Source organism: Nocardia sp. NBC_01009, assembly GCF_045208035.1.
Lineage (GTDB): Bacteria > Actinomycetota > Actinomycetes > Mycobacteriales > Mycobacteriaceae > Nocardia.
In genome coordinates this window covers 5,260,106-5,285,959 of record NZ_CP108695.1, presented here as the reverse complement: position 1 = coordinate 5,285,959, position 25,854 = coordinate 5,260,106, and the positions used below count along the sequence as shown (strand labels likewise).

The following is a 25,854-nucleotide window of genomic DNA, read 5'->3' as shown; positions in this document are numbered from 1 at the left end:
ATCCATGGCAACAGTAGAAGAGCCTGTCGTGCTCGAATTGGATGATATCCAGAACGGGGCCATACATCCGCGGCCCTCGCCGTACGTCGGCGCCTATATTGTGCTGCGCATCGACGACCCGCGCGCCGGTCGTGAGCTGTTACGCAGGCTGATTCCGGCGATCGCCGACGCCACCAGCCCGATGGACCCAAGCGAGCAGGCCTGGGTCAGTGCCGGACTCAGCTTCCAGGGCCTCGAGGCGCTGGGTGTTCCGCAGGACTCGCTCAACAGCTTCCCCCTGCCGTTCCAGCAGGGCATGGCCGCGCGCGCGGCAGAACTGGGGGATGTCGATGACAGCGCCCCCGAAAACTGGGAGAAGCCGTTTGGGACCCCAGATGTCCATGTCGGGCTCAGCGCGCTCTCGCCCGACACGGCGCGGCTCGAGCCCGTACTCGCGCGCGCCCGGACGGCGTTCGAGGAACTCTCCGGGGTCACCGCTCTATGGAGCCTGGATTGTCACGTGCTGCCCACGGAGAGAGAAGCTTTCGGGTTCCGGGACGGCATCAGTCATCCGGCAATTGAAGGCAGCGGCATTCCGGGAACGAACCCCCGAGAGAAGCCCCTTAAGGCGGGCGAGTTTTTGCTGGGCTATGAGAATGAGCGGCATGAACTGTCTCCGATGCCGCGGCCCGAGGTCCTGGGTAAGAACGGCACCTATGTCGCTTTTCGTAAGCTGCACCAACGTGTTGCGGCGTTTCGCCAGTATCTGAAGGCGAACTCCTCGACTCCGGAAGAGGAAGACTTTCTGGCGGCAAAGATGATGGGGCGCTGGCAGAGCGGCGCGCCGTTGGCGCTGTGTCCGATGCGCGATGACCCCGAGTTGGGTGCCGACCCGAAACTCAACAATGATTTCCTCTACAAGGATGATGATCCGCAGGGCTTGAAAACGCCCGCCGGCTCCCACATTCGACGTCTGAATCCGCGCGACTCGGACATCAGTGGCTTCGTGCGTTTTCATCGCATGATCCGGCGCGGCACCAGCTACGGCCCGATGCTTGCGCCCGGCGTCATCGAGGACGACGGCGCCGAACGAGGGTTGGCGTTCGTCTTTGTCGGAGCGAACTTGGAGCGGCAATTCGAGTTCGTCCAGTCGGAGTGGGTGAACAAGGGGCAGTTCTTTCATGGCCCTGTCGGCGATAGGGACCCGATCGCGGGCGCGAACAGCGGAAGCGATCACTTCACCATCCCGCAACAGCCGATCCGCCGGCGGCTACAGGGTCTGCCGGCCTTCGTCGTCACACGAGGAGGCGAGTATTTCTTCGTGCCCGGCCTGCGTGCCCTGCACTGGTTGGCCGATCTCGAGACCTGAGGAGGAGGGATGCAGCGACTCACGCTCCCTGACCCGCCCGCAATTCCCGACGGGGTGGTCGGTGCCTGCGCTGGTGAGATCGCGCTCCACCAGAGTCTTTTCGATGGTCTGAAGGAGTTGGTGAGAAATGTCTGACCATAATTCCGGGCCTCGGGCCTTGGCGGATCCCGTTGTGGACATCACCGACGTCTACGCCTTCCCCAGTCCGCAGCAGCCCGGCTTTCTGGTCTTGGTGCTCAATGTGTTTCCGAACGCGGAACCGGCCGCGCTGTTTTCCGATGCGGTCGACTACCGATTCCGGCTGCGGCCGGTCACGCTCTCGCACGGAACCGCAGCCGCGTTTGCCGTCGGCGAGAAGGAGTACGTCTTCAGCTTCCGTTTCGCGGGCCCGGTCGAGCACCAGGCCGGCTCGCCGCTCGCGCAGGAAGGCACCTGCACCGCCTCGACCGGGCAATCCGTGTCCTTCCGGGTGAACGACGAACAGGGTGGACAGGCTCACGGCCTGCGCGCCTTTGCCGGACGGCGGATGGATCCTTTTTTCTTCGACGGGGTCAGGGCGGCGCAAACCCTCATGACCCGACAGTTGGCGTTTGTCAGCGTCGGCGACAGCAGGCAGTACCGCCAAAACGTCCTCAGCATCGTCGTCGAACTCGACATCGCCACGACTTTCGGGGCCGACACTGGGCCGCTGTTTGCCGTCGTCGGCGAAACGATGATTCCCGGGCCGATCACGGTCCGTCTGGAGCGCTTCGGCCGCCCCCTGATGAAGAGCGTCGTCCTCGGCGCAAAGGACTTCGATACCGTCAACCGGGATCTGGACATTCGCGATCTGTATAACCAGGAGGATCCATATAACCTGGGGCCGACATACCTTGGTGCGTATCGGGCGCGGATGAACGCGAATCTCGGCTTCTGGGATGGCCTCGACCACAAGATCGACTGGCCGCCGGACGCGCACGGCACCCACCCTCTGACCGAGCTGCTGTTGGCCGATTTCATGGTGATCGATGTGTCGAAGCCGTATGCGGAGGATAGCTACTTCGAGATCGAGCGGGCGTTGTTGAAGGGCGCCGACCATCAGACCTGTGGTGGCCGAAGCCTCAATGACGATGCCGCAGACACCATTGTGACGACGCTGGTCAATGCCGGCAACGGCGCACGGATCAGCGACGGTGTCGACCAGCAGGCGGTTCGGGCCGCTCGCACCTTCCCATATCTCGTTCCCCCGGAACTGAACCCACCGGCCAAGATCGAGCTTTCACTTGACAAGTCCGGGTGAGGGTGGCGGTGATGACGAGACGCAGCGACCCGGCAGCAACCGGCGGAGTGATCGATGGCGAGTTACCAACGACGGCAGGTGCTCTCGCGCTGGCGAATCTGCAAGCGCAGATCGACGGCCAGCAGCGAATCGCCCTCGCGGGAGGGCTCGATGTTGATGGTCGAGCCGAGCTCATTGAACTAGTGGCGCTGCGGGGGCACATCCTCGGTCGCATCGCGGACTACGAATGGGCGCAAGCGCGGGCCGAACAGCTCACGCACGATCGCCCGGCTGACGGCGTAGCCCTCATCGCTCGCGCCCGGGCGCGAGCGACACTCCATCGCTTCACCGATGCGCTGGGTGACCTCGATGAAGCCCGGCGGCTCGGAGCAGATCCCCCCGTGGTGGATGCCGAACACGCCGCGATCCTCCAGGCGGTCGGACGCTACGACGAAGCCCTCACATTCATGCGGGAGGCTGTGAAACGCCGAGCCGATTTCGCCTCTGTCGCGGCGCTGGCTTCGCTCTGCGCTGAGAGCGGGGATGTGGCCACCGCCGAGCATCTATTCGACGAGAGTCAGGATCACTACCGGGGAGTCTCGCCGATTCCGCTGGCACAGCTCCACTTTCAGCGCGCCAAGATGTGGCTCGTCCGAGGGGATCTCCCACGCGGGCACCGCTGGCTCAGCGCCGCGCATCGCCGCCTTCCGGCCTACGCCCCCGCGCAAGGCCATCTGGCCGAAGTCGAGGCGGCGCTCGGCGAGACCGACTCCGCGATCGCCCGGCTGCACCCGCTGACGATCTCCTCCGACGACCCCGATTACCCGGCACAACTCGCCCGGATACTGAGCGAGGTCGGCCGCGTGGAAGAGGCTCGTGAGTGGCGTGCCCGGGCGGCAGCGCGCTACGACGAACTGGTCACGCGACATCCCGAGGCCTTCGCCGACCACGCGGCGGAGTTCTTGCTCAACGCGGGTGCCGACCCGCATCGGGCACTACTGCTCGCGAGGAAGAACCTCGAGGTCCGCCAGACACCACGGGCCCATGAGCTCCTCTCTCGCGCCACGCGTGCAGTTGACGGCGCTCGGGCCGGAGGCAGGAGATAGGCCAAGCGGACGGCATCGTTATCGGTGCCGAACCGGCCAGTATGTTCGCCACACAGGCAACGGTGCGCGCTCATGGCCGGCCACCGGCCATGACCGCCGAACAGATCCGCCAGGCGCGCGCCGTCCTCACCCGCGGGTCGGCCTCGGCTTCATGTTCGGCACCCGGCTGCTGATGCTCGAACACGTCGGCCGCCGCACCGGAACCCGCCGCTATGTCGTGCTGGAGGTCGTCGACCGGCCCACGCCCGGCGAGTATGTGTCCGGCTTCGGCGACCGCGCGCAGTGGCATCGCAACATCCGAGCCCACTGCGGCGTCCGCGTCTGGTGCGGGCTACGCCGCGCCGCGGCGGCCACTGCGCCACCCATGACCGAAGCCGAAGCCACGGCCGCGCTCGACCGCTATATCCGCAACCACCCCGGCGCCTGGAAAAACCTGCGCGCCACCCTCGAGCACGCAACCGGCATCACCGTCGACACCCTGCCCATGGTCCGCCGTGCGCCTGAGCTGACCGACATCTCAGGGCATGTCTTCTCGGCGTCAGCGCTTACACCGCCAAGAGAATGTCACCGGCCCGCCAAATTTTCACGTTCCGGCTTGCTCGCAGAACGACTTGTTGTGGGTCGTGGCCATACATTCGTCATATTGCTTGTCGGCGTGCGCCTGGTTGTCCTTCTCGGCCTGGTCTTCTCTTTGCAGACACTGCCTGTAAGCGGCATAGTCGTTCGAGCTCAATGCGCAACTCTTCGGGTCGGCACTCGCGGACCCGGCGTCGGCGACCACGGCCATGGTGGCGAGAGCGCCTGCGACGATGGCTAGGCGAGCAATCAATGGGAATCCGCGCATGCCTGGCTCCTCGGTGATCGGGGACGGTCATCGATACGGTGCGGATGGTTCGCGGTGGATCACGACAGGATGCTAGGCGTTGGCCCCGCCAGAAGCCCATGGCGCGCCGGTCAGAACGGACAGCGGTACTGGCACGCACGGTCGACGATCTACAAGGGGGTCCGGGAACATTGACGAGAAAAGTCACGCCGGATTCCGTGGATATGTTCCTCGACCTCCATGAAGGTCAGAAGCCGAAGAGGGCGGTCCGCTCCTCAACGGAGAAATTCAGTAAGGGATCCATAGGTGTCTCGTGACACCGCCACATTCAAGACGCTGGAGACCGTTGTAGCAGAACACTTTTCAGCTGTCGAACCACCATCCGGCATTCGCGCCGATCCGTATAGACCGCTTGACGCCAGTGACTCGCCGCTGTCGCGCCCATCACAGGCGACCGGCATTCCGTGGGCGGTGGTGATCAGACAGGGCTTGACGCCCCAATACCAGCGCGACAGCGGGGCGCAGTACCCGTAGTTGGCGAGCCCGGCCAGCTCGGACCGTTTACGGGTGGGCACCGAGGTACCGCACGGAATCGGCGTGGCGTCGATGAACCGGAACTCGTCGGTTCCCGCCGACACCAGGGCGGCCAATCGTTGCACGGTGTCGGCGATCAGCGGCCCCGCCGCGTTGATCCGCTTGTTGTATCCGGGTTGGCGGGGCAGGTACCGGAACATCGCTCCCAGCCTGCTGTAGCAGAACCGCAACCAGTGACGCTGCGAGGGAAAGCCCAGCAGGACTTGGGCAACCGCCAGGCAGATAATTCTGCATCGGTCAACTCTTCGGACGCCCCTGGCGTTGCCGGTGCGCCCGGACCACATGATCATCGACGAAAACGTAAAGTGCGGTCAGGAGGGTATCGAGGTCTGTCTTCACAAACCGACATCGATACCCTCCTCTGCGTCGAACTCGAGTCGAGACGGCTCAAGGTTAGGAATCAGTCGTCTAGTCCCCCATCAGAATCCGTGCGTGTTCTATGCGCCGGAGGACACCACAAACCGTGAGCCGGGTGTTTCCGGACGGCGGATTGCGCCTTTGTCGTCTAAACACCCTTGCGCAGGCGGGCGGTGATTTCCCTGCCGATGCGCGGAGTGAATTCCTCATTCGGAACGTTTACGTTCAAAGATTCGGCCAGTGCTGCGCAGTGAATGTCCACGACGGCCTCGGTGAGGGCGGCGAGGGAGTCCAGTGTCGACCGGGCACGCCGCCGGGCGGTCACGTACACCACGATCGCGATCAGGATTGCGGGCCACCACGCGAGTGCGAGCACCACATACAGCATGGCCCATCCTGCCAAGGTGGCCGATCGATCGAAAGACCCACGCGCGGTGTCGACTTTGCCACTGACGCCGTCGGGGAGGACGACAGACAGCGCCGGCCAGCAGGTCGTCAGATCGAGGCCGTATTCGTTCCGTATCCGGATTCCGGTCACCTGAACGCGATCCCCCATCCAGGTGGGTTTGACGGGTCGCGCCAACGCAATCCGATTGCGGGCGTCCGCGAGTTCGGCCAGCACGGCATCATCTGCCGCGGCGGTCTGAGCGGCATGGAAGGCGGCTTCGATGAAGTCCCATCTTCCACTGCGATGGTCGATCGCCAGACGGCAGAGTCGGTTGTGGGCGTTGCGGATCCGCGTCGGCAGCCAACGCAGCCAGGTGAGCGCGGCATACCTGGGCGGCGGTCCATCGATGCGAGAGCGGCGGTCCACGAACCATGCCCGCTGCACGAGCGAGGTCGCAGCCTGGGCGGCGATGCCAGCTCCGACCGATGCCAGTAGTACACTCGCCACACAGAGAACGATGGCGCTGTTACCGGCCTTTCCGAGCTGCTCGGTCAGCTGCCCCATCCGATCGACCAGTGCCTTGGCGTCGAATGCGCGCCGGTGCCCCAATGTCGAGCCGATCGCCGCAACCGCAATGAACAGCACACCGGGGAGAGCCAGCAATGTCACCCATTTTTCGGCCAGCTTCTTGCCGACCTCGGTGAGAAATGGGTTCACGACCGTTGACCACCGACCATACGGTGCAGCGGCCGTTCGCTGCCCTCGTCCAAGTGACATTCCGGAATCGGCCCGCTGGGCCCGCGGCGTTCCCTGCGCTTGCATTCACCGGCTGGGCAGCGGAACCACTCGTCGACAGGCCCCCCGCCGGCACGACCCGGCAGTGGACCAGCACCGCGGACTTCGGACTCCGGAAGGCCGAGCCGTAAAGCCAATTCGGTGACATCATCCTCGGAAGCCTGTCCGGCCCGGGCTCGCGACAGCAGATCCTCGACGTCGGACGATCGGCCCACCAGCGCTGCTCGTCGCCGCAGCCGAGGCAGGGCCGGACAGAGCTCGGCAACGACATCCGCTGCACTGTTCACTACACCCCTCCTGAGTTGATGCCGTCCGGCGCGCCGTCATCATAGGCACAGCGAACGCGCGAGCCACGATCATTGGCCAAGTGTGGCAACGGTTCCCGAGTCTGCACATCCGCAAACCGGGCAGGCTAGCCTGGACCGACGCGATATTTCCGGGGAGGGAACACATGGAGGCGCAACTGCACGAGGCGATCACGATGATCAACACTGCAGTTCAACTATGTTTCTGCACTGGGAATCCCGCGTACGCCCGCGATCCGAAGGTAGTCGCCATCGCCGATTACCTGCTCGCCGTGGCTCCTCGGGAACCAGCAGTTCGTGACGAGATCTCGTGGCTTTCCGCATGGGCGACCCGATCGACACCGTTACCCAGCTGGAGCGAACTGGAATCGCGCTTTCTCCAGGAGAATCCGCGGTCGACACTGCTGGGTTTTCCACAACAGCTGAGTCTTTCGCTCACGAACACGGTTCTCAGCACATCACCTGGGCGAGCCCTCATCCCCGGGCCGGCCTTGTCCGCCGCAGTCGCCGCGCTCGATCTGACGATCAGCAACGGAGCTGTGGCGCAGTATCGCAGCGCATACAACACATTCCGCTACACGCTGGACACCATCGCGTGTTTTCACCCGCTCCGGGTGGCGCTGTTCCGGGTCGTCGCAGACGTACTGGTGGACCGAGTCGAAACGACCGGTGATCCGGCAGACCTGAACCTGGCGATTCAGGCCCATCAATTCGCCGTCGATATCGCCATGGATGTCGAACCGGGCGACGACCGCAATGGGATACTGCTGGCGAATCTGCACACCTACCTGTGGACCCGGTACAAGCAGACCGGCTCGATACCCGACCTGGACCGCGCGATAGACAACGGCCGACTCGCGGTGCGGGAAGGAATACCCGACAGCCGTGACCGAGGCACCATCCTGAACCAACTCGGTAACGCCCTGCGATCCCGATACGGGCAAACCACGCTTTCGTCCGATAACGACGAGTCGATCAAGGCGTATGAATACGCTGCCGCAAGTGCGATAGGGAATCACCTCATTCGCGCCATGTATCTGTCGAACCTCGGCATCGCACTATTCGACCGATTCCAAGTGAGCCATGATCCGCGTGACCTGACGGAGTCGATTCGGGCCGTATCCGAAGCTGTCGACGAAACGCCGCCGGATCACGAAAAATGGCCGCGATACGCGCAGATCCTCGTCGCCTGGCTCCTGGTCCGTATCGAGCGCTCCGGTGCGGATTCGGACATCGACTCGGCCGTGCGGCTCGCCGATCGGGTCGTTCGCCACACACCGCACAACGACCCCGAACAGTACGAACGTCTGCGAGCTCTCTCGGAAGCACGGACGATGCGTTATCGCTACAGGGAAGACGATCGAGACTTCCATGCGGCAATGACGGCCAGAAAGCGAATAATCGAGGACCGGCCATTCGACGATCTCGAGCTTTCATTGGAATACGCCGCAGTCGGCGAACTGGCTATCCTCCGGCACTCCAGGCTGGGAACCGAGGAGGACCTCTCCGAGAGCATCGACTATTTTCGTGAAGCCGCACAAAGAATTCCACCGGACCACCCGAGACACGCTTCCACAGTGGTCATACTCGGTACCGCGCTGTGTACCAGATCCGAGAATACTCGGAGCCTGGAGGATGCGAACCTCGCAGTACATATGCTGGACAACGCGGCGAAGCGGACTGCGACCGGAGACCCCCTACACACCATGTTGTTGTCGTGCCTGTGCACTGCCCTCAGCGCGGCTTATCGACGTTCCGGCGACGTCCGCATTCTCGACCGAGCGGTCCAGGTGGGCAGAAGCGCCGTCCAGGCGACGGCGCCCGACAGCACCGAACACTGGCTGCCACTCTCCACTTTGGGTGCCGCCCTGTGGGCGCGGTCCGAACTATTCAGTGACAGTATCGAACTCGGCGAGGCGATCGAACTCAGCCAACGCGCGATCGCCGCCGCCCCCGACGATGACGAGAGCGCGCCCGAGCATATCTACCGAAATCTAGCGGTCGCCCTGTGGTCACGATGCCTTAAGACAAAGCGACTCGAGGACATCGACGCCGCGATTCATGCGGCACGGCGCGCGACCGAGCTGACGCGCACACCCTTCCGCTCCGCCAGCCTCGGAATCCTTGGCAGTGCGATCGGTGCCAGATTCGCACAAACAGGAGACCCGTGCGAAGCCGATGAGGCAGTACAAGTCTGCTCGCAGGCAGTGGAACTGCAACCATCGGGAAGTCCGGACCATGGCCGACTCCTGTCCAATCTGGCCAATGCCCACCTCGCGCGTTGCACCCTCAACAGATCACTCAGCGACGCGGACGCGGCCGTTCAATTGAGCCGGGAGGCAGCGGCTCTCGCATCCGATCCGGATGAGCGAGCGGTCCGGATGGCCGCTGCCGGTGACGCATTCCGGTTCCGGTACACGGCCACCCACGACCGGTCCGATGCGCAGCAGGCAGCGGCGCACTACGAGCTCGCCCTGCGAGCGCCCGATCTCAGTCCATGGTTCCGCTGCCGGGTTGCCCGTTCGCTGGCCGAGACTCATACCGACCTGGACGAATGGGACAAGGCATTGGCCGTGTACGACGAGGCGATCGGCCTGCTCCCCTACGTCACTGATCGCCGCCTCGACCGCTGGGATCAGGAATACCAGCTGGCGGACCTCGCGGGCCTTGCAACCGAAGCCGCAGCGACTGCATTGACCTGCCGCGATCACGAATCGGCCCTCAGCATGCTCGAGCACGGGCGTGGAGTGCTACTGGCCCGGTCCCTGCATTCCCACGATGAACTCGATTCGCTCAGCGAAACCGACGCACAGCTGGCCCGGACTTTCGTCCGACTTCGCAACAACCTGGAAGGTATTCAGCATCGTTTCGAATTCACCGGCGAAGTCCTGCGGTCGCCGGAACAGATCGTCGACGGCTTGGCCGAGGCGATTCTCGCTATCGAGGAACGGCGACCCGAGCAGCGGCACCGTGTCGCGGACGAGTTCACGCGGACCGTGGACCGTATTCGTGAACTCGACGGATTCGAGCGTTTCCTGCTACCCGCTCGACTCGAGGATCTTCTTCCAGCCGCATCCGAAGGCCCGATAGTTGCGCTGAATATCGGCAGAAATCGCTGCGATGCGCTCATCGTTACTGCCGACGGTCTCCGCGAACCGCTCGAACTGGACCGCATCAGCTTCGACACAGTCGTCGCTCAGGCCGCGAGGATGTCCGACGCCGTCACCGAGCAACCCGACGACGCCAACGATATCGCCTTCGATGTATTGAAGTGGATGTGGGAGGACATCGCCGAACCGGTCCTGACCTTTCTGGGCTATACCAGTACACCGTCGGCCACAGACCCGTGGCCGCGCCTGTGGTGGATGCCCACGGGTGCGGCAACCCGATTGCCGCTGCACGCGGCTGGCGACCACCACGCCGAACCAATGAGTGCTGGACCTACGGTCCTGGATCGGGTCGTGTCCTCGTACGCGCCAACGTTGTCAGCGCTGCTGTCGAGCCGGAAACGTTCCCGGTCACGCCGACTCGGCGACAAAGTTCTCGGAGTCGCCATGCCCGTCACCGAGGGCAGGGCTCCGCTGCGGCGGGCGCCCGCGGAGGTTCGCCGGGTCGCAGAGCTACTCGCCGGACAGGCCGTAATCCTGACTGATGAGGACGCGACGACCGAGGAAGTCATGACGCACCTGGAGGACGCAGCCTATGCACATTTCGCCTGCCATGCCGACAGCGTCCCCCTCGACCCGGGCGCGAGTCACCTCTTCCTGAAAAGCGGCAAACTCACGCTACGCCAGATCAGCAGCCGCCGACTGAACTCCGCTCACCTGGCCTACCTCTCGGCCTGTGCGACAGCACGCGGTGGCGTGAAACTCGCTGATGAAGCCATCCACATCTCCTCTGCCTTCCAGGTCTCCGGCTTTGCGAATGTCATCGGAACACTCTGGCCGATCGGCGACTACCAAGCGAAAATAGTCGCCGAACTCATCTACGAACATCTGGCTCGAGACCGAACAGATGTCGCCCGAGCAGTTCACAACGCAATTCGCACCCTACGCCGCAGCGACCTGCATCTCGCCAACCCCCTGACATGGGCCTCGCATATCCACATCGGACCCTGATTCGTGTCTCCCGATAGCTGAATCGACGGTGACGGCTTCCCCACCCCACCGTCGAAGGATCGCGCAACGCGTGGACGGAAGCCGGTCAGACGGCAGCGTGGTGCAACTCGCGGTGCTCGGCCCACGGGCGCTGGCGTTCCTCCTGGGTCATCGCGAGGAATCCCGGGGACAGCGCCTCGTACGGCGTGTTGTGCGCCAGCACGTCGTACCGCGGACTGAGCACCACGCCGGGCATCGGCTCCAAGTGATCGAGAATCACCTGAAGCCCTTCCGGCAGTGCGCTTCCCGCGAGGACCGTCGGCACATCCGCGAGCCGGTACGGATGCGCCACTTCGGCGGCATCCAGCGACAAGGTCCTGGGCACCGCGTCGAGCACCTGGACGCTGACGTTGATCTCCCGCCCGTGCTCACGCCAGGAGAACTTCGGGAAGGGTAGAGGATGGAACTCCTACCAGTATCGCCAAGCGGCAGGAAACATACAGCTCAGGAGGCGATTTCTCGCCGCTGCCACGCCCCACAGGCTCCCGAATCGCGTATAGGACCTCGTGCTGCGGCCAGCCCTGGGGCTTGCCAAGAATGCCTGTCCGGTGGCCATCTGGCAGACATCCTCGCCTACTAACGCGCCATGCAGGAGCCTTCCGCAGGGACCGACCGGCGTCCTCCGGGCCGCCGCTGCGGAAATGTCATCACGCTCGCTACCGGTAATGCGAACCGACGATGGCATCAGTATCTGCCCGACCAAGGAATTCGAGGACCTGCTGAATGCTCTCGGCCGTACTCACCCATGACACGGTGACGTTGATTCCCGCATCACCTGGCGCGTAGCCGAGTCCAGATCGCTTCAACGGTCGAACACATGCTCCGGAGTTAGCCGTTCCAGCCGCGTTGATTCATGCGTTCGAAGTAGGCGTCGTCGGCTGCTTGGATCTCTTCCTCGGTCATCGCCTTCGGACTATCTGCCGCCGCGTCGGCCGGGCCGAGCGTCTCGTGCATGGATCGGATACCGGCTGCGACACGCTGGTCCCGGGTGAGTGGACGTATCGCCTTCTGAGCCTGCGTTGCTGCGTCCTGGCGGATTCCTCCAGCGCAGCGATGACCGTGTCGGCGCCGTGTTTCCATTCCACCCACGCCTCGTCATAGGCGCTGGCCGCGCTTCTCACCCCGGATGGCTCGGGCCTTCTCGGCCGCGAACCGGGATGCTTCACGCCTCCGCAGTGGGTCGACCTGGAGTTCGCCCGACATGCCCGCCTCCCTCGTTGTGCAAATTGCCATTGCTGGCCGCCGCCGCGCCCGAACTGCAGGCCGCGCCAGAGCACGACCCGAGTCCGCCCATCGCCGACGCGCCAGAGGGCCAGCTCCTCCACGGAGAAATTCAGTAAGGGATCCATAGGTGTCTCGTGACACCGCCGCATTCAAGATGCCGGAGACCGTTGTAGCAGAACACTTTTCAGCTGTCGAACCACCATCCGGCATTCGCGCCGATCCGTATAGACCACTTGACGCCAGTGACTCGTCGCTGCCGCGCCCATCACAAACATCCGCTCGAACATCCGACACAGAAACGAGAATTCCCCTCCGACGTAGGGAGGAGAAGACTTCCACTTGTCGGGATGACAGGATTTGAACCTGCGACCACTTGACACAGGTTCCAATCATCTCAACATGGCTCAGCGGACCTCATCACACCTGGCCACAGCCCATATCTTGATGTCAGCACCCGCCGATCATGTCCCATCAGATCTGGGCAAATCCCATCAAAAATGTGAGATTTTGGTGGGACGGATCGAATCACAGATCCACACCCCGGCACCGCTCGCCGGTGCGAGACATTCCGATCCTGCTTCGCAGTACTGCTGTTCGCCTTCGCGACAGCGCCGACGGCGTGTCAGGGTGTGACACGCCAAACATCCACGACCATCAGCAATCCGGCAGCAATTGCTACTGCGGCTGCCGTGGTGGCCCATCTTCAGCCACAGGTTGGACTGCCAACCGATCCATTCCTCGTCGTGGTCGAACCCGATGAGCGACCGCTCGTTGATTTTCGCCGCATCGCCCATCACCAGCACCCGCTGACAGTTGCCGAGGTCGTCCCACTCCCCCTGCAGCAGCGTCGCCAAACTGCTCTGATTCGTGATCACCTTGGGGAGGTTCCCATTCGACGTCGGTGCGCGAACAAGCCGCCGATCATGAACAGATTCGCCCGGTCCCACTCTCGGGCCAGGAGCGGAATAGTTCAGCCGGAACGTACATTTGAGCCGGCTCCGTCTCGACCTTGTGCCCGGAGGGGCTTGTGAACTTGCCGGGATCAGTCATCAGATCTTTCATGAACGTTCTGTCGCCGTCCCGGTAGTCCTCGGGATCAAGGGTGCAGTAGAGGGTCTTGATGGTGTAGGCGAGCTTGCCCGTGGCGTCGAGCAGTACCTTGTGCAGCAGGTTGAAGTGGTCCTTGTCAGGGTGGGTGATGATCAGCGAATCGAGAGTGCGCGGATTGTCCAGCCGTCCCAGGTAGTCGGCCAGCTTGGCTTTCAGGTGCGCGACCAACAGCGTTATCTCGTCGCCCCTAGCACCGTTGGGCGGCGTCCTCGGTGCCACTGCCCCCGAGGATCCGCAGCCGATGAGCACGGCGTGTGTGCCCCTTCCCGTCGCTAGATCACCCCTTTCGTAGAACCACAGCAGCGCGCAATCACCCTGACGACATTGAAGAAGATCGCCTCGACCGGCATACCCACCCTCCGGTCACGAAACTCTCGACGGCGCCACGGGCACGGCCATGGCTCATGGGGTCGGCGCTACCCGACTCCCGAAATGGTTCCGGTGCCCAGCGGTATCCACAGCAACGTCGCCGAGGAACTGCCCGAGCCTTGGTATTTCACGGTGGTGAGGTTGTTCTTTCGGACCGGGAGAATGGCCGACCGGATCTTGGGTGCGCCAGAGGCGGGCGGTGGACTGGCCCATACGGTGGCCCCTTCGCTGCCGATCCTGGCTTCGCCGGTGGCGCTGGGATGCCTGGTGACCGAGACCATGACGTAGCCGTCGGTGGGCGGGGTGAAGGTCTGCTCGATACCGCTGCGCATCGTGAAGACCTGCGGCGTGCCGTGCAGACGCCGTATGCCTTGCCTGGCGTCCAGACTGCCGACGACTTCGACATCGCCTTCGGTGCGCATTCCTCTGCAGAAAAGCCTCGGGGACCCCGTGACTGTGAGCGAGTCACCGAGGGTTGCGGATCCTGCCACGTCGATCGTTTTCTCCACCGTCACGTCCCGGTTGGCCACCACCGGTGAACCGACAGTGATGTACCCGCCCCCTGGAATCATGACCTTCCTTACTGCGGCGATGTTTTCGGTCACCGTGAAGTCGGCGAAGGTCAGTCTTCGACGTCCTACCTCGATATGGGTGGTCAGATACCGAACATGTCCGCCGCGGGTGGCGGTGAGGGTGAAATTGGTGGCATCGGTCAGCGGTGGCGATGTCCAGCTGCCGCCACTTACCTCGACCGTCTGCTCGGTGCCCGTGGAATCCCGGTATGAGATTGTGTATTTCGCGTGCCGTACGCCGTTCCACAGCAGGGTGGCGGGCTGGTTGTAGTCGACGACGGTGCTTGCCGGGCGGAAGCCGTGGACGTAGAACTCGTTGGCGACCTTCTCGATTTCGTATTGGCTTCGGGTGAGCAGGTAGCCCTGCGCCTCCCATTCGGCCACCACCACCTGCTCCACACCGATCAGCGCTCGCCCCGGCGCACCGTTCATGTCGAGTCCCGAAATCGTGAACTCCGCCCTGCGCGTGTTGTCGAACACATCCGGGCTGTCCGGAACGAAGCGGAACACCGCCAGGTCAGGATCGGAGAGGTCCGGCGCCAGCGGCGTCCAGTGCACTCCGGTGTCGCCGAAGTACACTGAGCCTCGGGCACTGGCGGCGTGGTCGGCAATGGCTCCGGCCTGACGGCCCACCGGTACTCGTATCGCGATACCGGTGCAGCGGGGCACGTCGCTGCCGGAGCTCGGGCCCACCGTGAACCGCAGCCGGCCGTACTGGAGTTCGTCGAAGGTGCTGACCGGCAAGGGATTCGGCGCAGTCACCAGAGCCGTCGGGATGCTGTTCCTGTTAACCAGGTCCAGCATGCGTACCGCTACCGGGTGGGCGCCTGGTTCCTTGGTCACCAGTTTGAGAGACATGACGCGCGGCAGCCCTGAGGGAGCAATCTCGATTCGCTGGACCCCCGCCTCCACCCGTCCGAATAAGCCCCACCAACCCGGCTCCCCATAGGTCGAGTACCATACTTCGAACTTCGGCCACAGGTAGTTGCCTGCGCCATCGCCCAATTCGAGCACCACCAGGTGTGGCTGTATCTGGCGGCCGTGCAGCGCGATGGTGATCGCCGCCTCCGTGGGCGGTGTCTCGGCACTCAGGTAGAACGTCGACGGATTATCGTCCAGTATGTTGTCTGCGGGGTATCCGTTGGCTGCGGGCATCGCCGAAGTGACTCTGCCCCACCGAACGTCGGGATAGCCGCCGGCGCCCTCGTCGAATGTCATGGTGTCCTTTCCGATCACGGGTTCGCGGCCCTCACCCGGCGGGGGAAATTGCGCCTCTGCCGAAGGGAATCCAGATCAATTCGGCCGAGGCCGATCCGTCGCCGGTCAGACGTACCTCGGCGAGCTTGTCCCGGCGGACCGGCAGCAGCGTCGTGGCTTTGGTCGTCGACGACGGATCGGCCCATACCGTGAACTCTTCGGTGGTGATGCTGGCCAGGGCGCGGGTGGTTGTCCTGGCTACCGCGAGAACCGCGATGCCGTCCGTGCGGGGATAGAACCGCTTGGTTGCCCCAGCCTGCAGCGGGAACCGCTGCGGTGTGCCGAAGAATTCGACTGCACCGTCACCCGGCGCGAGTTCCTGGGTCACCATGAGGTCATTGATACGCAGCGTTTCGGTGTCCCGGATGTGGACCGTACCGTCGGACACCGACGACGCGACCCGGACGGGGCCATGCACGGTCAGCGAGCCCACCGAAAGGCGACTTGCCACCCGGAGTTTGCCGTCGATCGTGAGCGGATTGCCGGTGCCCGAGACTATTCGACTGGACGATACGTCGGTGGCGACCAGCCGGGTCACGGTGTTCGACAGCGGGACCGTGAGATAGGTGGTGAGATAGTAGTCCTTATTGCCGGTGGTCGCCTTGAGCGTGAAGTGGGTGCTTTCGGTCAGCAGTGGTGTCTCCCAGGAGCCATCGCTGACGGCGACATTCGTCTCGGCTCCGCTGGTGCCCCGGTAGTACATCCGGTATTGGGCGCTGCCGGGTCCTTCCCATCGCAGATGGGTCCTGGTACCCGCCGTGATTGCCGCGGTGTCGGGTCGCAGGCTGTGGAAGTAGAAGCCGCCGGGCACCTTCTCGACCGCGATCCGGCTGCGGGTGGTGATGAAGTCATCGTCCCGGCCGGATGCTGACACCACCTGGTCGATGTCCAGATACACGGTCTGGGCGACACCGGTCAGCTCGATATCGGCCAGGGTGAGGTCGACCTGCCAGGTTCCGTCGAACGTCGCGGTGTCCCGCGGCACGAAGGAGTACACCGCGTATTCCGGGTGCCGGTCGTCGAGTTCTTGTGGCATCCACTCGGTGCCCTGGCTGGGGCCGTCGACCGCGCTGGCCGAGCATCGGACAGCCGCGGGGTCCACGGTCAGTGCCCAGCCCTGCCGCCCTTCCGGTACCCGCACGGCGATCTTGCGGCAGTAGGTCGGCAAGGCCGCTCCGTCGCCCCAGTCACGTCCGAACGACAGGCGCACCGTCCCGAACTGTGCCTGCTGAAAGGTGCTCATCTGCAAGGGAGCTGGATCGGTGGTCAGCTGCGCAGGCACTCGGCTGCGTGCCGCGATCTGGAATCGGCGCACGGCCACCGGCGCCCCGCCCGCCGCGGTGGCCCGCAACCGCACGTACCGAGCGGAGATCGGGTCGGCCGATTCGAAGTCGATCCGGTCGATCCCGGCCGGGTAAGTGGCCAACGAGGTCCACCTCGATTTATCCGGCGAATACTCCAATGCCACTGCGGGCCAGGGATTTTCACCGAATCCGTCGCCGAGATCGACCGCGATATCTGTGAGTTCCAGCCACGTGCTCGGCGGCAGCGTTACGGTTACGGCGTCATCCGCCTGCGGAGTCCGGTCACCGCGGTGGAAGGTCCACATCTGCTCGTCGAGCATGCACTCGATCGGATGACCGTCGGCCTGACCCATCGTTGTTTCGGCGGTCAGCACCCACTCGCCGGACTGCGCGGCCGCATCGGTTGCGGCGGGAATATCGGAAGAGGTCATGACTGCCCTTTCGATGAAGTGGATGATGCGGCCGACCGGGTGTCAATCGCGGCGCCCCCAGAGCCCGAATTGATGGAACATCGCCGACCCGGCGGAATCCGGTTTGCGCCTGCGCACGTTGACCCGTCCGACCCAGCCTTCGACAAATATCGGTGTGGCGGTATCGCCCGAATCCGCTTCCACTTCGGCCACGATCTCCGCGTTCGCCTCCGACCACTGCAGAGTGCCCGTGCTCGGGCCCTCTGCCGTGGATGGCACCGTCACGACAAGTATTCGACCTTGGGGTCCCGTAGTCGTCCCATCTGTGGGCGCCGAGTACCGGGGGCTCAGCAGCGTAACCGCGACGTCCCGGAGGGACAGCCGATGACCGGGGAGGAATGTGCCATTTACCTCAACGCGAGCATCGACCGTGAGCTTTCCCTCGATCTCGACGTCTCCCCTAACAGAGAGATACTCTGCTCCGACGAGGATGCCATCCTTTTCGACCGTCAGCGAGCCTTCAATGGAGAGCCCGCTGGAGCCGGCGAAGTCGATGACGTTCTCGTCGTCCGCGACGAGCCGCGGGGTCGTCAGAGTGCCGGTCACCCTCAGGTGTGCGGCATCGACCTCACCACCCTCGACCTTCACCGAGGTGGTGAGATAACGCTTCTCGCCACCGCTGGTGGTGGCCTCCAGCGTGAAGCTGGCGTTCTGTCGGCACGCGGGTGATGGCCAGAATCCGTTCGCCACTTCGACACTGGTCTCGTTACCGTCCGCGCCGCGATAGAACATTCGGTATGTTGCATTGCCCGACCCGTGCCACAGCAGATCGACCGGCCGATTCCAGCCGATCACCGCACTGCGCGGGCGTAGATTCTCGAAATAGAATTCGTCGGCGCTCTTGACCACCGGATACCGGTTCGCCCGTTTCATGAATTCACCCGGCGTCTCCGGTAGCGCGGTCTCCTCCTCGATATCAATATGCGCAGTACCACCCGCGCCGTTGATTTCGATACTCGCCAGTGAAATCGCCAACGTCCACCCCGCGTGAAACCGCGCCGTCACCTCCGGTCGGCACCGAAACACCGTCACCTCCGGGTCGGTGCTGATGCGGGTGACATTCCAGTGATACCCCTGCTCCTCCCCGGCCACTGGTGCCGCGCCCGACCGGATCCGCGTGGGCGAACTGGTCAGCGCCTCGGGCCGCCGCCCAGTCGGCACTTTGATCAGAATCGACTTGCAGCGCACGGCGGTCGAGGAGTCCGATCCCGCGGGCCCGGTGAACGAGAACACGAGTTTGCCGTACTCCGGCACCGCGAAAGTGCTCGCCCGCAACGGAAATGGATCGGCCACAGTCGATGACCGCAGGGTTGCCGGTGCCCTGACCTCGAACGAGCGGATGGCGATGCGGTGCCCTTGGTCGTAGAGGCTTCTGAGCCGCAGGTATCGGGCAGTCACCGGGGTATCGGCGTAGTGATCGAATTTCGCGACCCGGTAGGGCACGGTGGCCAGCTGGGTCCAGCTGGTCATGTTATTGGAATACTCGAGCACGCCGGAATGCAAATACCACGAACTGGTGCTCGTGCCCGGATACAGAGTCACCTCGGCGATCGCGCGGGGCGCGCCGAGGTCGAGCATGATCCAGTCGTCTGTCTTCGGATGATCGGCACTGAGATAGAACGTGTCCAGATCATCGTCGAGCATCAGATCCACCGGATGGTCGGGGTTCGCCCCCACGGAGGTGGTTACCACTGTGTCGCTCATGCCTGTCCTTTCAGACCTGCCAGGGAACCGGCGGTGAGCGTGCTGATCCGGACCTGCCCGCCGCGGTCGGAGAAGGTGGATGCGACGGCGGTCTGCTCGGTGATATCGACGGTGTCACTGTCGAAACCCGGATTCATCTCGATCCGGAACGACACCGACCAGGACCCGTCGAAGAGCGCGGGTTCCTCCGGCCGGATCCGGAAGACCACCCGGGCGGGGTCGGTGGTGTCGGGGATAACCCACCACTGCTGTCCGTGCGCACGCCGCGCCACCGTCGACGCCGCAGTGCTCAGCGACAACGCCCTCGCAGCCAACCGCGGATCGCTGTGTGCGGCAATGGAAAGGGTGAAGCCTCGGCATTGCACCGGCTCACCCGACCGGATTTCGCCCTCTCCGACGGTCAACCGCAGCTGGCGATGAGTCGGTCCGGAGTCGGCGCGGGGCGCGAGCCCGGCCTCGATCCGGTAGGACAACAGCAGAGTGGAGTCTGGTGTGGTCATCGGGTTCCTTCCTCTTCCAGACCCGCAGGCCGCAGCTGCAGGTATCCGGCGCGAGCGATCGGGATGGCGTCGCCGAGGTGGGCCGCAGTGTCGGCGGCGAGGATCGCCAGATTCGTCCACACACCCGGACTTTCGTCGCCGGCTTGCGGTTCGACCCACGTCCAATCGCCGAACCACGATGCGGGCCTGGGCATCACAACACCGCCCTCGGCGGGATCGGTGACCACGTCGAACCGACGCACCGCCAAGCGAACCCCGTTGTCGGCCCTGGTCGACATGATCCGGACGTACCGGCCGAGCACCGGCTCGCCGAGCCGGACGTGATGCTCCTCGACCCGAATAGGCAAGGGACCCAACAGTATCCACTCATTCTGGTCGGTCGAGCATTCGAAGACACCCGAGTGCAAGGTGCGGTCGTTGGGTCCCCGCCCGCGCCCTTGATAGAAGTGCACACCCGTAATCGCCTGGGGCGAGCCCAGATCGAGCATGACCCAATGGTCGGAGTTCGCATGCTCGACGCTCTGGAAGTACGTCGACAGATCCCCGTCGAGTATCAACTCGACCGGATGCCCGGGATCGATGGCGAGCGAGGTGGACGCGATCACCGTGCCGCTGGGCCGTTCCAGCGCGAGCAGCGGGTCGAGCCGGAAGGACGCGCGCACTGCGGCCAGCGCTCGATGGGTGATGTCGGCGTCGACCTTCAGGGTGGCGACCGGGAGGATGTCGGTGGTGGCGTGCACGGCCGTGTGCGGGCAGACCAGCAACGTCACGTATCGAGTGACGAACCGGTCGACCGGGCGGGCGGGCAGCGCTAGTCCCGCGCCGGTGCCGATCGGCACGAGATAGTCGCTGCTTCCCACCGGTTCGGTGACGCACAGTTTCCGGTAGTCGGTGGCCGTGTCGAGCTCGGAAGTGAAATAGCCGATCAGCCCATCGGCCAACTGCTGATATTCGCCGAGTCGGATCGGCCACAGATGGGCCGTGTAATCCGTTGTCGTCGGGTTGGGCTCGGTGCCGTCCAAGACGGTATCCCAGCTGGGGTCGGTGAGCAGCGACCCGAGCAGCTCCAGCCCCAGCCGGGCCCGGACCAAGGCGACCGGGCGGCCGATCAACCGGGCCGGCGCACGGTCCTCCTCGGGAGCCGGGTCGGTGATGGCGTCCAGCGCGTTGTCGATGGTGTCGGTCAGGTCTCTGAAAGCGGCCAGACCTGCTGCCAGCAATCCCGAAACGAATCCGGCCACATGCGGGTAGAGGGCGGCGAAATCGTCCGGTTCGGCGAAGGGGGCATGTGGTAGCCCGGTCCAAGTGAGCTCGTCGCTGCCGTCCGCACGGCGGATCTTGCGTAGTTCGCCCAGCGGGCTGCCGTCGGGCGCGTACACCAGCAAGGTCTGGTCCAGGTGGTTGACCAGCACCCATCCCGCGACCGGTGTGTCCGCGGCCGGCTCGGTGGATGAGGCGGTCGTCAGCGGTGCGTCGTCGTGATGGCGGACCGGCTCGAACACGAGCCGGGTGTCCTGCAGCAGCCGGGGCGGCAGCTGGATGAACCGTTTCTGGTTCGGCAGCGGCGGAGTGCTCAGCGGCTGCTCCGCCTCGACGCTGGCCGCGCGGACCGGTTCGAAGTCGATCGGTTGCTGCTGTTCGGGGCCGACGATTCGCAGTGCCTGTCCGAACCGGTCGATGATCCGCAGGTCGGTGAAATAGAACTGGCCGGCGCGCACCGGCTGGAACCGGCGCTGGCGGCGATCACCAGAACCGTCGGGAACGTAGTTGCTTTGCCCGGCCTCGGTCAAAATGCTGGCGTCGGTGGTGGTTTGGGCGGCTCCGTCGAGTTGCAGCAGCCAATCATTGAAGCCGTCGAGGTTCTGTGACAACAGCTCCAGCTTGCTGAAGTCGTCCATCAAATTCCGTAGTGCCCCCGCGAATTCCGTTCCGGCGCTGCCGATCAGCCGCCTGGTCTGCTCGCGCAGCACATACGGGATCGCCGGGGTGAGGAAGGCGCGTCCGCTGAAGATGGTCCATCGCAGCCCGCCGACACCATCACCCGGCGGAGCGCCGGAGCCCTTCCAGTGAAAGCCATCGTCGTAGAAGTCCCAGTCCTCGGCGCTGACCGGGGTTGGGCAGTATTCGATCTCCCACTGCAGGAACAACGGCAGCCATGGTTGCTTCCAGACGCGCGCGTATTCGGGAAACGGTCCCGTGGTGAGCGCGTCGGGGGCGGCGACGATGTCGTGCAGCGCGGTCTTGTCCGCTCCGGTCGCGGTACGGGCGGCCTGTTCGAGCATCGCCATCTCGGCGATCAGCGGCTTGCCCCATTCCAGCCCGATGATGTTGGGCGCCAGCGGATTCGGCTCCGGTCGCAAAGTGGTCGACCCGGCGGTCACCTCCGTCAGCAGCCTCGACGGAAGTCGGCACGGCAGCGGGTCGTTCTCCTCGCGGCCGAGCGGCCTGGTGGTACCGGAACCGGACAGGACCAGGACAGGGTCTATCGGCCGATGGTAGTGATGCCGCGGTGAGCGGATGAGTTCCTGATGCGCGGGCAGGTTCTCCTTCGTCGCGTATTCGTCGATGAGCCTGGCGAGTTCACCGGGGTCCTCGTGCCACGGGATCTTCTCCCGGGCCGAATCCCGTTCCTGCTCGCAATCGCTGGCCGCCGCGGTCAGCTCGGTGACCTTGGTATTCCACGTCGCGGCGTCGAACTGGAATCCCGACGGCCGATGATGAGCGGGCAGATGGCGCAGCCACCACACCGACCACAGCCGCCATCGGGCATCGGCGAGCGCGGCGTCGGCGGTGTCGTGCGCGGCCTGGTGCTCGTTGAGCGTGTTCAGCCAGTCGGGCTGTACCGGTGGTGGGGGCGGTGTCGGCGCATCGTCACCGACGCGGTTGACGACCCGCCACACATGGCCGCCCTCACGGCCGGCGAACCAGGACCGGCGCATCAATTCGTTCAGATCGATCGGCCCGTCGGCCTCATCGAGGGCGTCGGGGTTGCCCAGGAATAGGGCGCGAACGAGTTCACCGGCGCCGGGTTCCTGGGACTGATGGTTGATCAATGCCTCGGCGGCCTCGTCGAAGCTCTGCCCGACCGAGACTTTCACGTCGCTCGCGTCGGGCCGATCGGATTTCGGGAACCCGATTTTGTGTTTCCATTCGATACCCAGCGCGGTCCCCGAGTAGCGGGTGCGTTCGATGGTGTCGGGCATATCTGCGGGCGGCTTCCAGCCCAGTGCTTCCAGTACGGCGCGCAGACCACGCTGACCGGCATCCGGGGGCAGCAGACCGGGGATGTCGGCGGCGCGGCGCAAGATGTCTTCGTCATCGTCGGAGTACCAGCCGATCACCGCATAGCTCAGTGTCGCGGTTGGCGGCCGCATGCCGCCGGTCCCCAGATCCTCCAGAGTGTCCTGGAAGTGGAAGACGTTCTTGTGATACGAAGCGAACGCGGCGAAGGCGGGCAGACCGGCACCGATCGCGGTCAGAAACAGCCCCTGATTCGTGGCGGGTTCCCGCCACGGTCCATCGGACAGCGCATGCGCGCGGCCGATCCGGTCGTAGGCGGCCTTGTCGGCGTGCGGGTTCAGATATGGGTTGGCGGTGCTGACCCCGAGACCGTCCGAGGCCAGGCAGTCGCTGTGCACCACCCAGCCCGCGGTCCGGCGTGTGGCGCCGATGTAGGAGTACCGCACGACCAGCCAGCGGTTGGGCACCAAGGGAAACACGCTGTCGCCGGTCTCGGGATGAAAGTAGCCGGTGGTCAACGCCTCCGGCAGCTCCCACTGCAGGTGCACGCCCTCGAACAGGTCGTTCTCGTGCACGTCTTCCTGGCTCTGGTACGGGCGCGGTTCGCCGCTTTCCTTCTCGTCGGGATCCACCATGAGCGAGAACGACGGGACCCATCGGGTGAAGTAGCCCTCTTGTTTGCGGACGTTCTCGTTGGCGACCAGGGCATGCAGTTCGATCGGGACGATCAGGTCGGTATCGGTCATGCGCGGTCCTCGGTGTCGGCGATGTTGTGCGCGATGAAGCGCTGTTCGACAGGGGTGTTGACCAACTGGATGGCGAATGCGCCCGGTGACAGATCGTCGAGCGAGAACTTGTCGGCCAACGCGTGTATCAGGCCATCATCGCCGGCGAGTTTCAGAATTACCGGTCGGCGACCCGAAACGCGTTCTCGCACATAGCTATCGGTGATGGTGCTGGTGGCGGGGAAATCCTCTTCCAGCGAATAGCCGAGCTCGCGCTCATCTTCGGGAGTCAGGTCACGTAGCGTGATGACGTCACCGTTGTCCAGGCCGAAATGGAAACCCTGACCGGGCTCGCGCATCACGATTTCGTCGGGCATCAGGTCGAACAAGACCAACAGGGTGTCCGGTGCGACATGTTCGCGGCGCAGCTCGTTGATCGGCAGTCCTCCGGCGTTGATGAACATGTCGAATTCCGGTAGCTGCTCGATCAGCGCCGACCGGATCAACAGGCCCGCCTTCGGCCTGGCAGGGTTGCCGACCTCGGCGATACCTGCCCGGAATTCGCTGTGCAACCGCTCATCCAGGGAGGTGTGGATGCCTACGTCGGTGGCACCGGCGATCAGCGCATCGATCCAGGCCGGGTCGACGCGAAACAGCCGCAGCGATTCCGGCGGCAGCAACTCCGGGTGCGGCACCAGATAGCTGAACGGCACCCGCTGCAGCGACTCGAGTTCGTCCAGCCACACGGGGACGCTCGGGGCGCTGCGGGCGGCGGTGGCCCGCAGAATCTGTTGCCGGCGTGGCTCGTTCAGTGTCGCGCGCGCCTGCGCACGAGACAGCCGCGCTCTGCGCGATGTGGGCCGCGGGGTGCTGTGCCCGGTGACCATGGGAGCGGTCAGCGCCGCTGTCAGCCGCGCCCCGAAGCCCGGCTCGGCAAGCCGCGCCAGCGCGGAATATGGCTGGCCGGAATCCGACAGAGCCCGTTCGGCTCCCAAGGCCATCATCTCGACCGCCTCGTTGGCCAGCCTTCGGCGGGCCCGGGTTACCTCCTCGGTGAATACCGGATCGGCCAGCGCGAGCGTGCGCCCGAGGGTGTAGGCCGCGGCATAGCTGATGTCGAACAGCCCGTGCTCGGTTTCGTAGATCAGCGCATGGTCGGCGGTGGTGTGCCCGGTGCTGCCCACCACCGGCGGTGTCGGCGTGGTGACCGGGGTGAACGGCCCGCGGTACCAGGCGTAGGTCAGCTCCCCCGAAGCCACGCGATACGACACCGGCACATAGCCCAGCCGCAACCGTTCCCGGGCGTATCGTTCCGACTCACCGGGCGTCCCGGTCGGCGGTGCGGGAGCCAGTCGCAGTGCGAGCGGTTCCGGATCGGTGTAGCCGGGGCGTGCCAGCCCCGCGAACAGGGCGGGGATATTGAGCGTCCCGTACGGATCGTTGGTGAACGACCACGATTTCAGGACGCACAGCCGCACCGCGTCGGTCTCCTCCCCCGGCCCGCCGGGACCCAGCCGATCTTTGAACCCTTCCAGCGAAACCAGGTGCGCCGCATAGGTTCCCGCTGCGCGCGGAATCCTGTTCGAGGTCAGCACCGAGTACATGCCCTCGGAGAAGTTCTCGTTGCCGTTGCGGCACTGCGGCACGGTCCGTACGTCGCGTACGTGCGCCAGGTACCGGAGTTCGTCCTCGCGCGGCACAATGGCGGTGAACAGCGCGGCGGGCACATCCAGGGTTTGGCAGGGGCTTTGCTGGATCGTCGGGCCGATCCCGAGATCGCTGAGTTCGGGGCCCTTGACTCGGGTTTCGTCGGGGGCGCGTAGCTTGGCCACGGTTCGGGTGACGGTCAGGCCGAGGGCCTGCGGGTCGTCGGGCAGTTCCCCTTCACCGAATACCAGCAGCGCCAGCCATTGCGGCCGATCGGATTTCGCGAGCAGCTGCCGTTCCCACGGCAGGATCGCCCGATCCAGGGTGATGTGCGGCAGTACCCGCGAATAGATGCCGCTGGCACCGGCGCCGGGATAGATTGCGTGCACCGAGGATTCGTCCAGGACGAAGCGGACCGCTCGGATCTCGAACTGGTCCTCAACTAGCAGCTTCTCCCCCGCTGTGACATCAAGTTCGTTGTGGGTGAGCAGTTGTTCGGCCCGGAAGGTGTAGACACCCGCGGTGGCCTTGGGCATCAGATTGTCGTGAAAGCGGATCTCCAGCTCGGGATCGGTGGTGGTCATCTCGGCTCATCTCATGG

18 protein-coding genes are annotated in these 25,854 nt (G+C 64.5%); 5 read left to right on the top strand and 13 right to left on the bottom strand.

Annotated features, from left to right (window positions below; all coding sequences use genetic code 11):
• Positions 1-4: 4 nt before the first annotated feature.
• The 4 genes from OHA42_RS23535 (at position 5) to OHA42_RS23520 (ending at position 4,529) form a co-directional block, all read left to right on the top strand.
• Positions 5-1,348 carry a Dyp-type peroxidase gene (locus OHA42_RS23535; RefSeq protein WP_406230033.1) on the top strand — a complete coding sequence of 448 codons (1,344 nt, stop codon included), beginning with the start codon at positions 5-7 and terminating at the stop codon, positions 1,346-1,348.
• 172 nt (positions 1,349-1,520) lie between these two features.
• Positions 1,521-2,627, top strand: coding sequence for a DUF4331 family protein (locus tag OHA42_RS23530; protein WP_406230032.1), 1,107 nt, complete (start codon positions 1,521-1,523; stop codon positions 2,625-2,627).
• A gap of 11 nt (positions 2,628-2,638) precedes the next feature.
• Positions 2,639-3,712, top strand: a complete 1,074-nt coding sequence (locus OHA42_RS23525; RefSeq protein WP_406230031.1) for a hypothetical protein — start codon at positions 2,639-2,641, stop codon at positions 3,710-3,712.
• A 151-nt stretch (positions 3,713-3,863) separates the two neighbouring features.
• The gene (locus OHA42_RS23520) at positions 3,864-4,529 is read left to right on the top strand and encodes a nitroreductase family deazaflavin-dependent oxidoreductase (RefSeq protein WP_406230030.1); all 666 of its coding nucleotides are present in this window, start codon (positions 3,864-3,866) and stop codon (positions 4,527-4,529) included.
• A gap of 281 nt (positions 4,530-4,810) precedes the next feature.
• Here the strand turns inward: OHA42_RS23520 and OHA42_RS23515 are convergent, their stop codons facing one another.
• The 3 genes from OHA42_RS23515 to OHA42_RS23505 all read right to left on the bottom strand — a co-directional run bounded on the left by OHA42_RS23515 (position 4,811) and on the right by OHA42_RS23505 (position 6,956).
• Positions 4,811-5,269, bottom strand: coding sequence for a hypothetical protein (locus tag OHA42_RS23515; RefSeq protein WP_406230029.1), 459 nt, complete (start codon positions 5,267-5,269; stop codon positions 4,811-4,813).
• A 365-nt stretch (positions 5,270-5,634) separates the two neighbouring features.
• The gene (locus tag OHA42_RS23510) at positions 5,635-6,591 is read right to left on the bottom strand and encodes a hypothetical protein (protein ID WP_406230028.1); all 957 of its coding nucleotides are present in this window, start codon (positions 6,589-6,591) and stop codon (positions 5,635-5,637) included.
• On the bottom strand, positions 6,588-6,956 hold the full coding sequence (locus OHA42_RS23505) for a hypothetical protein (RefSeq protein WP_406230027.1): 369 nt from the start codon (positions 6,954-6,956) through the stop codon (positions 6,588-6,590). The genes OHA42_RS23510 and OHA42_RS23505 overlap by 4 nt, the downstream gene beginning before the upstream one ends.
• A 164-nt stretch (positions 6,957-7,120) precedes the next feature.
• Here OHA42_RS23505 and OHA42_RS23500 point away from each other — a divergent pair, with 164 nt between their 5' ends.
• Complete coding sequence (locus OHA42_RS23500) at positions 7,121-11,092, top strand: CHAT domain-containing protein (RefSeq protein ID WP_406230026.1); 3,972 nt, start codon at positions 7,121-7,123, stop codon at positions 11,090-11,092.
• A gap of 85 nt (positions 11,093-11,177) precedes the next feature.
• Here the strand turns inward: OHA42_RS23500 and OHA42_RS23495 are convergent, their stop codons facing one another.
• The 10 genes from OHA42_RS23495 to OHA42_RS23450 all read right to left on the bottom strand — a co-directional run bounded on the left by OHA42_RS23495 (position 11,178) and on the right by OHA42_RS23450 (position 25,837).
• Positions 11,178-11,456 carry a hypothetical protein gene (locus OHA42_RS23495; protein WP_406230025.1) on the bottom strand — a complete coding sequence of 93 codons (279 nt, stop codon included), beginning with the start codon at positions 11,454-11,456 and terminating at the stop codon, positions 11,178-11,180.
• A 503-nt stretch (positions 11,457-11,959) separates the two neighbouring features.
• Positions 11,960-12,085: a hypothetical protein gene (locus OHA42_RS23490; RefSeq protein ID WP_406230024.1), complete on the bottom strand. Its 126-nt coding sequence runs from the start codon at positions 12,083-12,085 to the stop codon at positions 11,960-11,962.
• A gap of 761 nt (positions 12,086-12,846) precedes the next feature.
• On the bottom strand, positions 12,847-13,209 hold the full coding sequence (locus OHA42_RS23485; RefSeq protein ID WP_406230023.1) for a hypothetical protein: 363 nt from the start codon (positions 13,207-13,209) through the stop codon (positions 12,847-12,849).
• 67 nt (positions 13,210-13,276) lie between these two features.
• Positions 13,277-13,684 (bottom strand): hypothetical protein, encoded by a 408-nt coding sequence (locus OHA42_RS23480; RefSeq protein ID WP_406230022.1) that lies wholly within the window; start codon positions 13,682-13,684, stop codon positions 13,277-13,279.
• Between the two features lie 197 nt (positions 13,685-13,881).
• Entirely contained in the window at positions 13,882-15,624 is a 1,743-nt protein-coding gene (locus OHA42_RS23475) for a hypothetical protein (protein ID WP_406230021.1), read from the bottom strand.
• 31 nt (positions 15,625-15,655) lie between these two features.
• The gene (locus tag OHA42_RS23470) at positions 15,656-17,398 is read right to left on the bottom strand and encodes a hypothetical protein (protein WP_406230020.1); all 1,743 of its coding nucleotides are present in this window, start codon (positions 17,396-17,398) and stop codon (positions 15,656-15,658) included.
• Positions 17,399-17,440: 42 nt separating this feature from the next.
• The gene (locus OHA42_RS23465; RefSeq protein ID WP_406230019.1) at positions 17,441-19,141 is read right to left on the bottom strand and encodes a discoidin domain-containing protein; all 1,701 of its coding nucleotides are present in this window, start codon (positions 19,139-19,141) and stop codon (positions 17,441-17,443) included.
• A complete protein-coding gene (locus tag OHA42_RS23460) occupies positions 19,138-19,641 on the bottom strand; it encodes a hypothetical protein (protein ID WP_406230018.1) in 504 nt (167 codons plus the stop codon). Before OHA42_RS23460 ends, OHA42_RS23465 begins: the two co-directional genes overlap by 4 nt.
• Positions 19,638-23,627: a discoidin domain-containing protein gene (locus tag OHA42_RS23455; RefSeq protein ID WP_406230017.1), complete on the bottom strand. Its 3,990-nt coding sequence runs from the start codon at positions 23,625-23,627 to the stop codon at positions 19,638-19,640. Before OHA42_RS23455 ends, OHA42_RS23460 begins: the two co-directional genes overlap by 4 nt.
• A complete protein-coding gene (locus OHA42_RS23450; RefSeq protein ID WP_406230016.1) occupies positions 23,624-25,837 on the bottom strand; it encodes a hypothetical protein in 2,214 nt (737 codons plus the stop codon). The genes OHA42_RS23455 and OHA42_RS23450 overlap by 4 nt, the downstream gene beginning before the upstream one ends.
• Positions 25,838-25,854 lie beyond the last annotated feature (17 nt).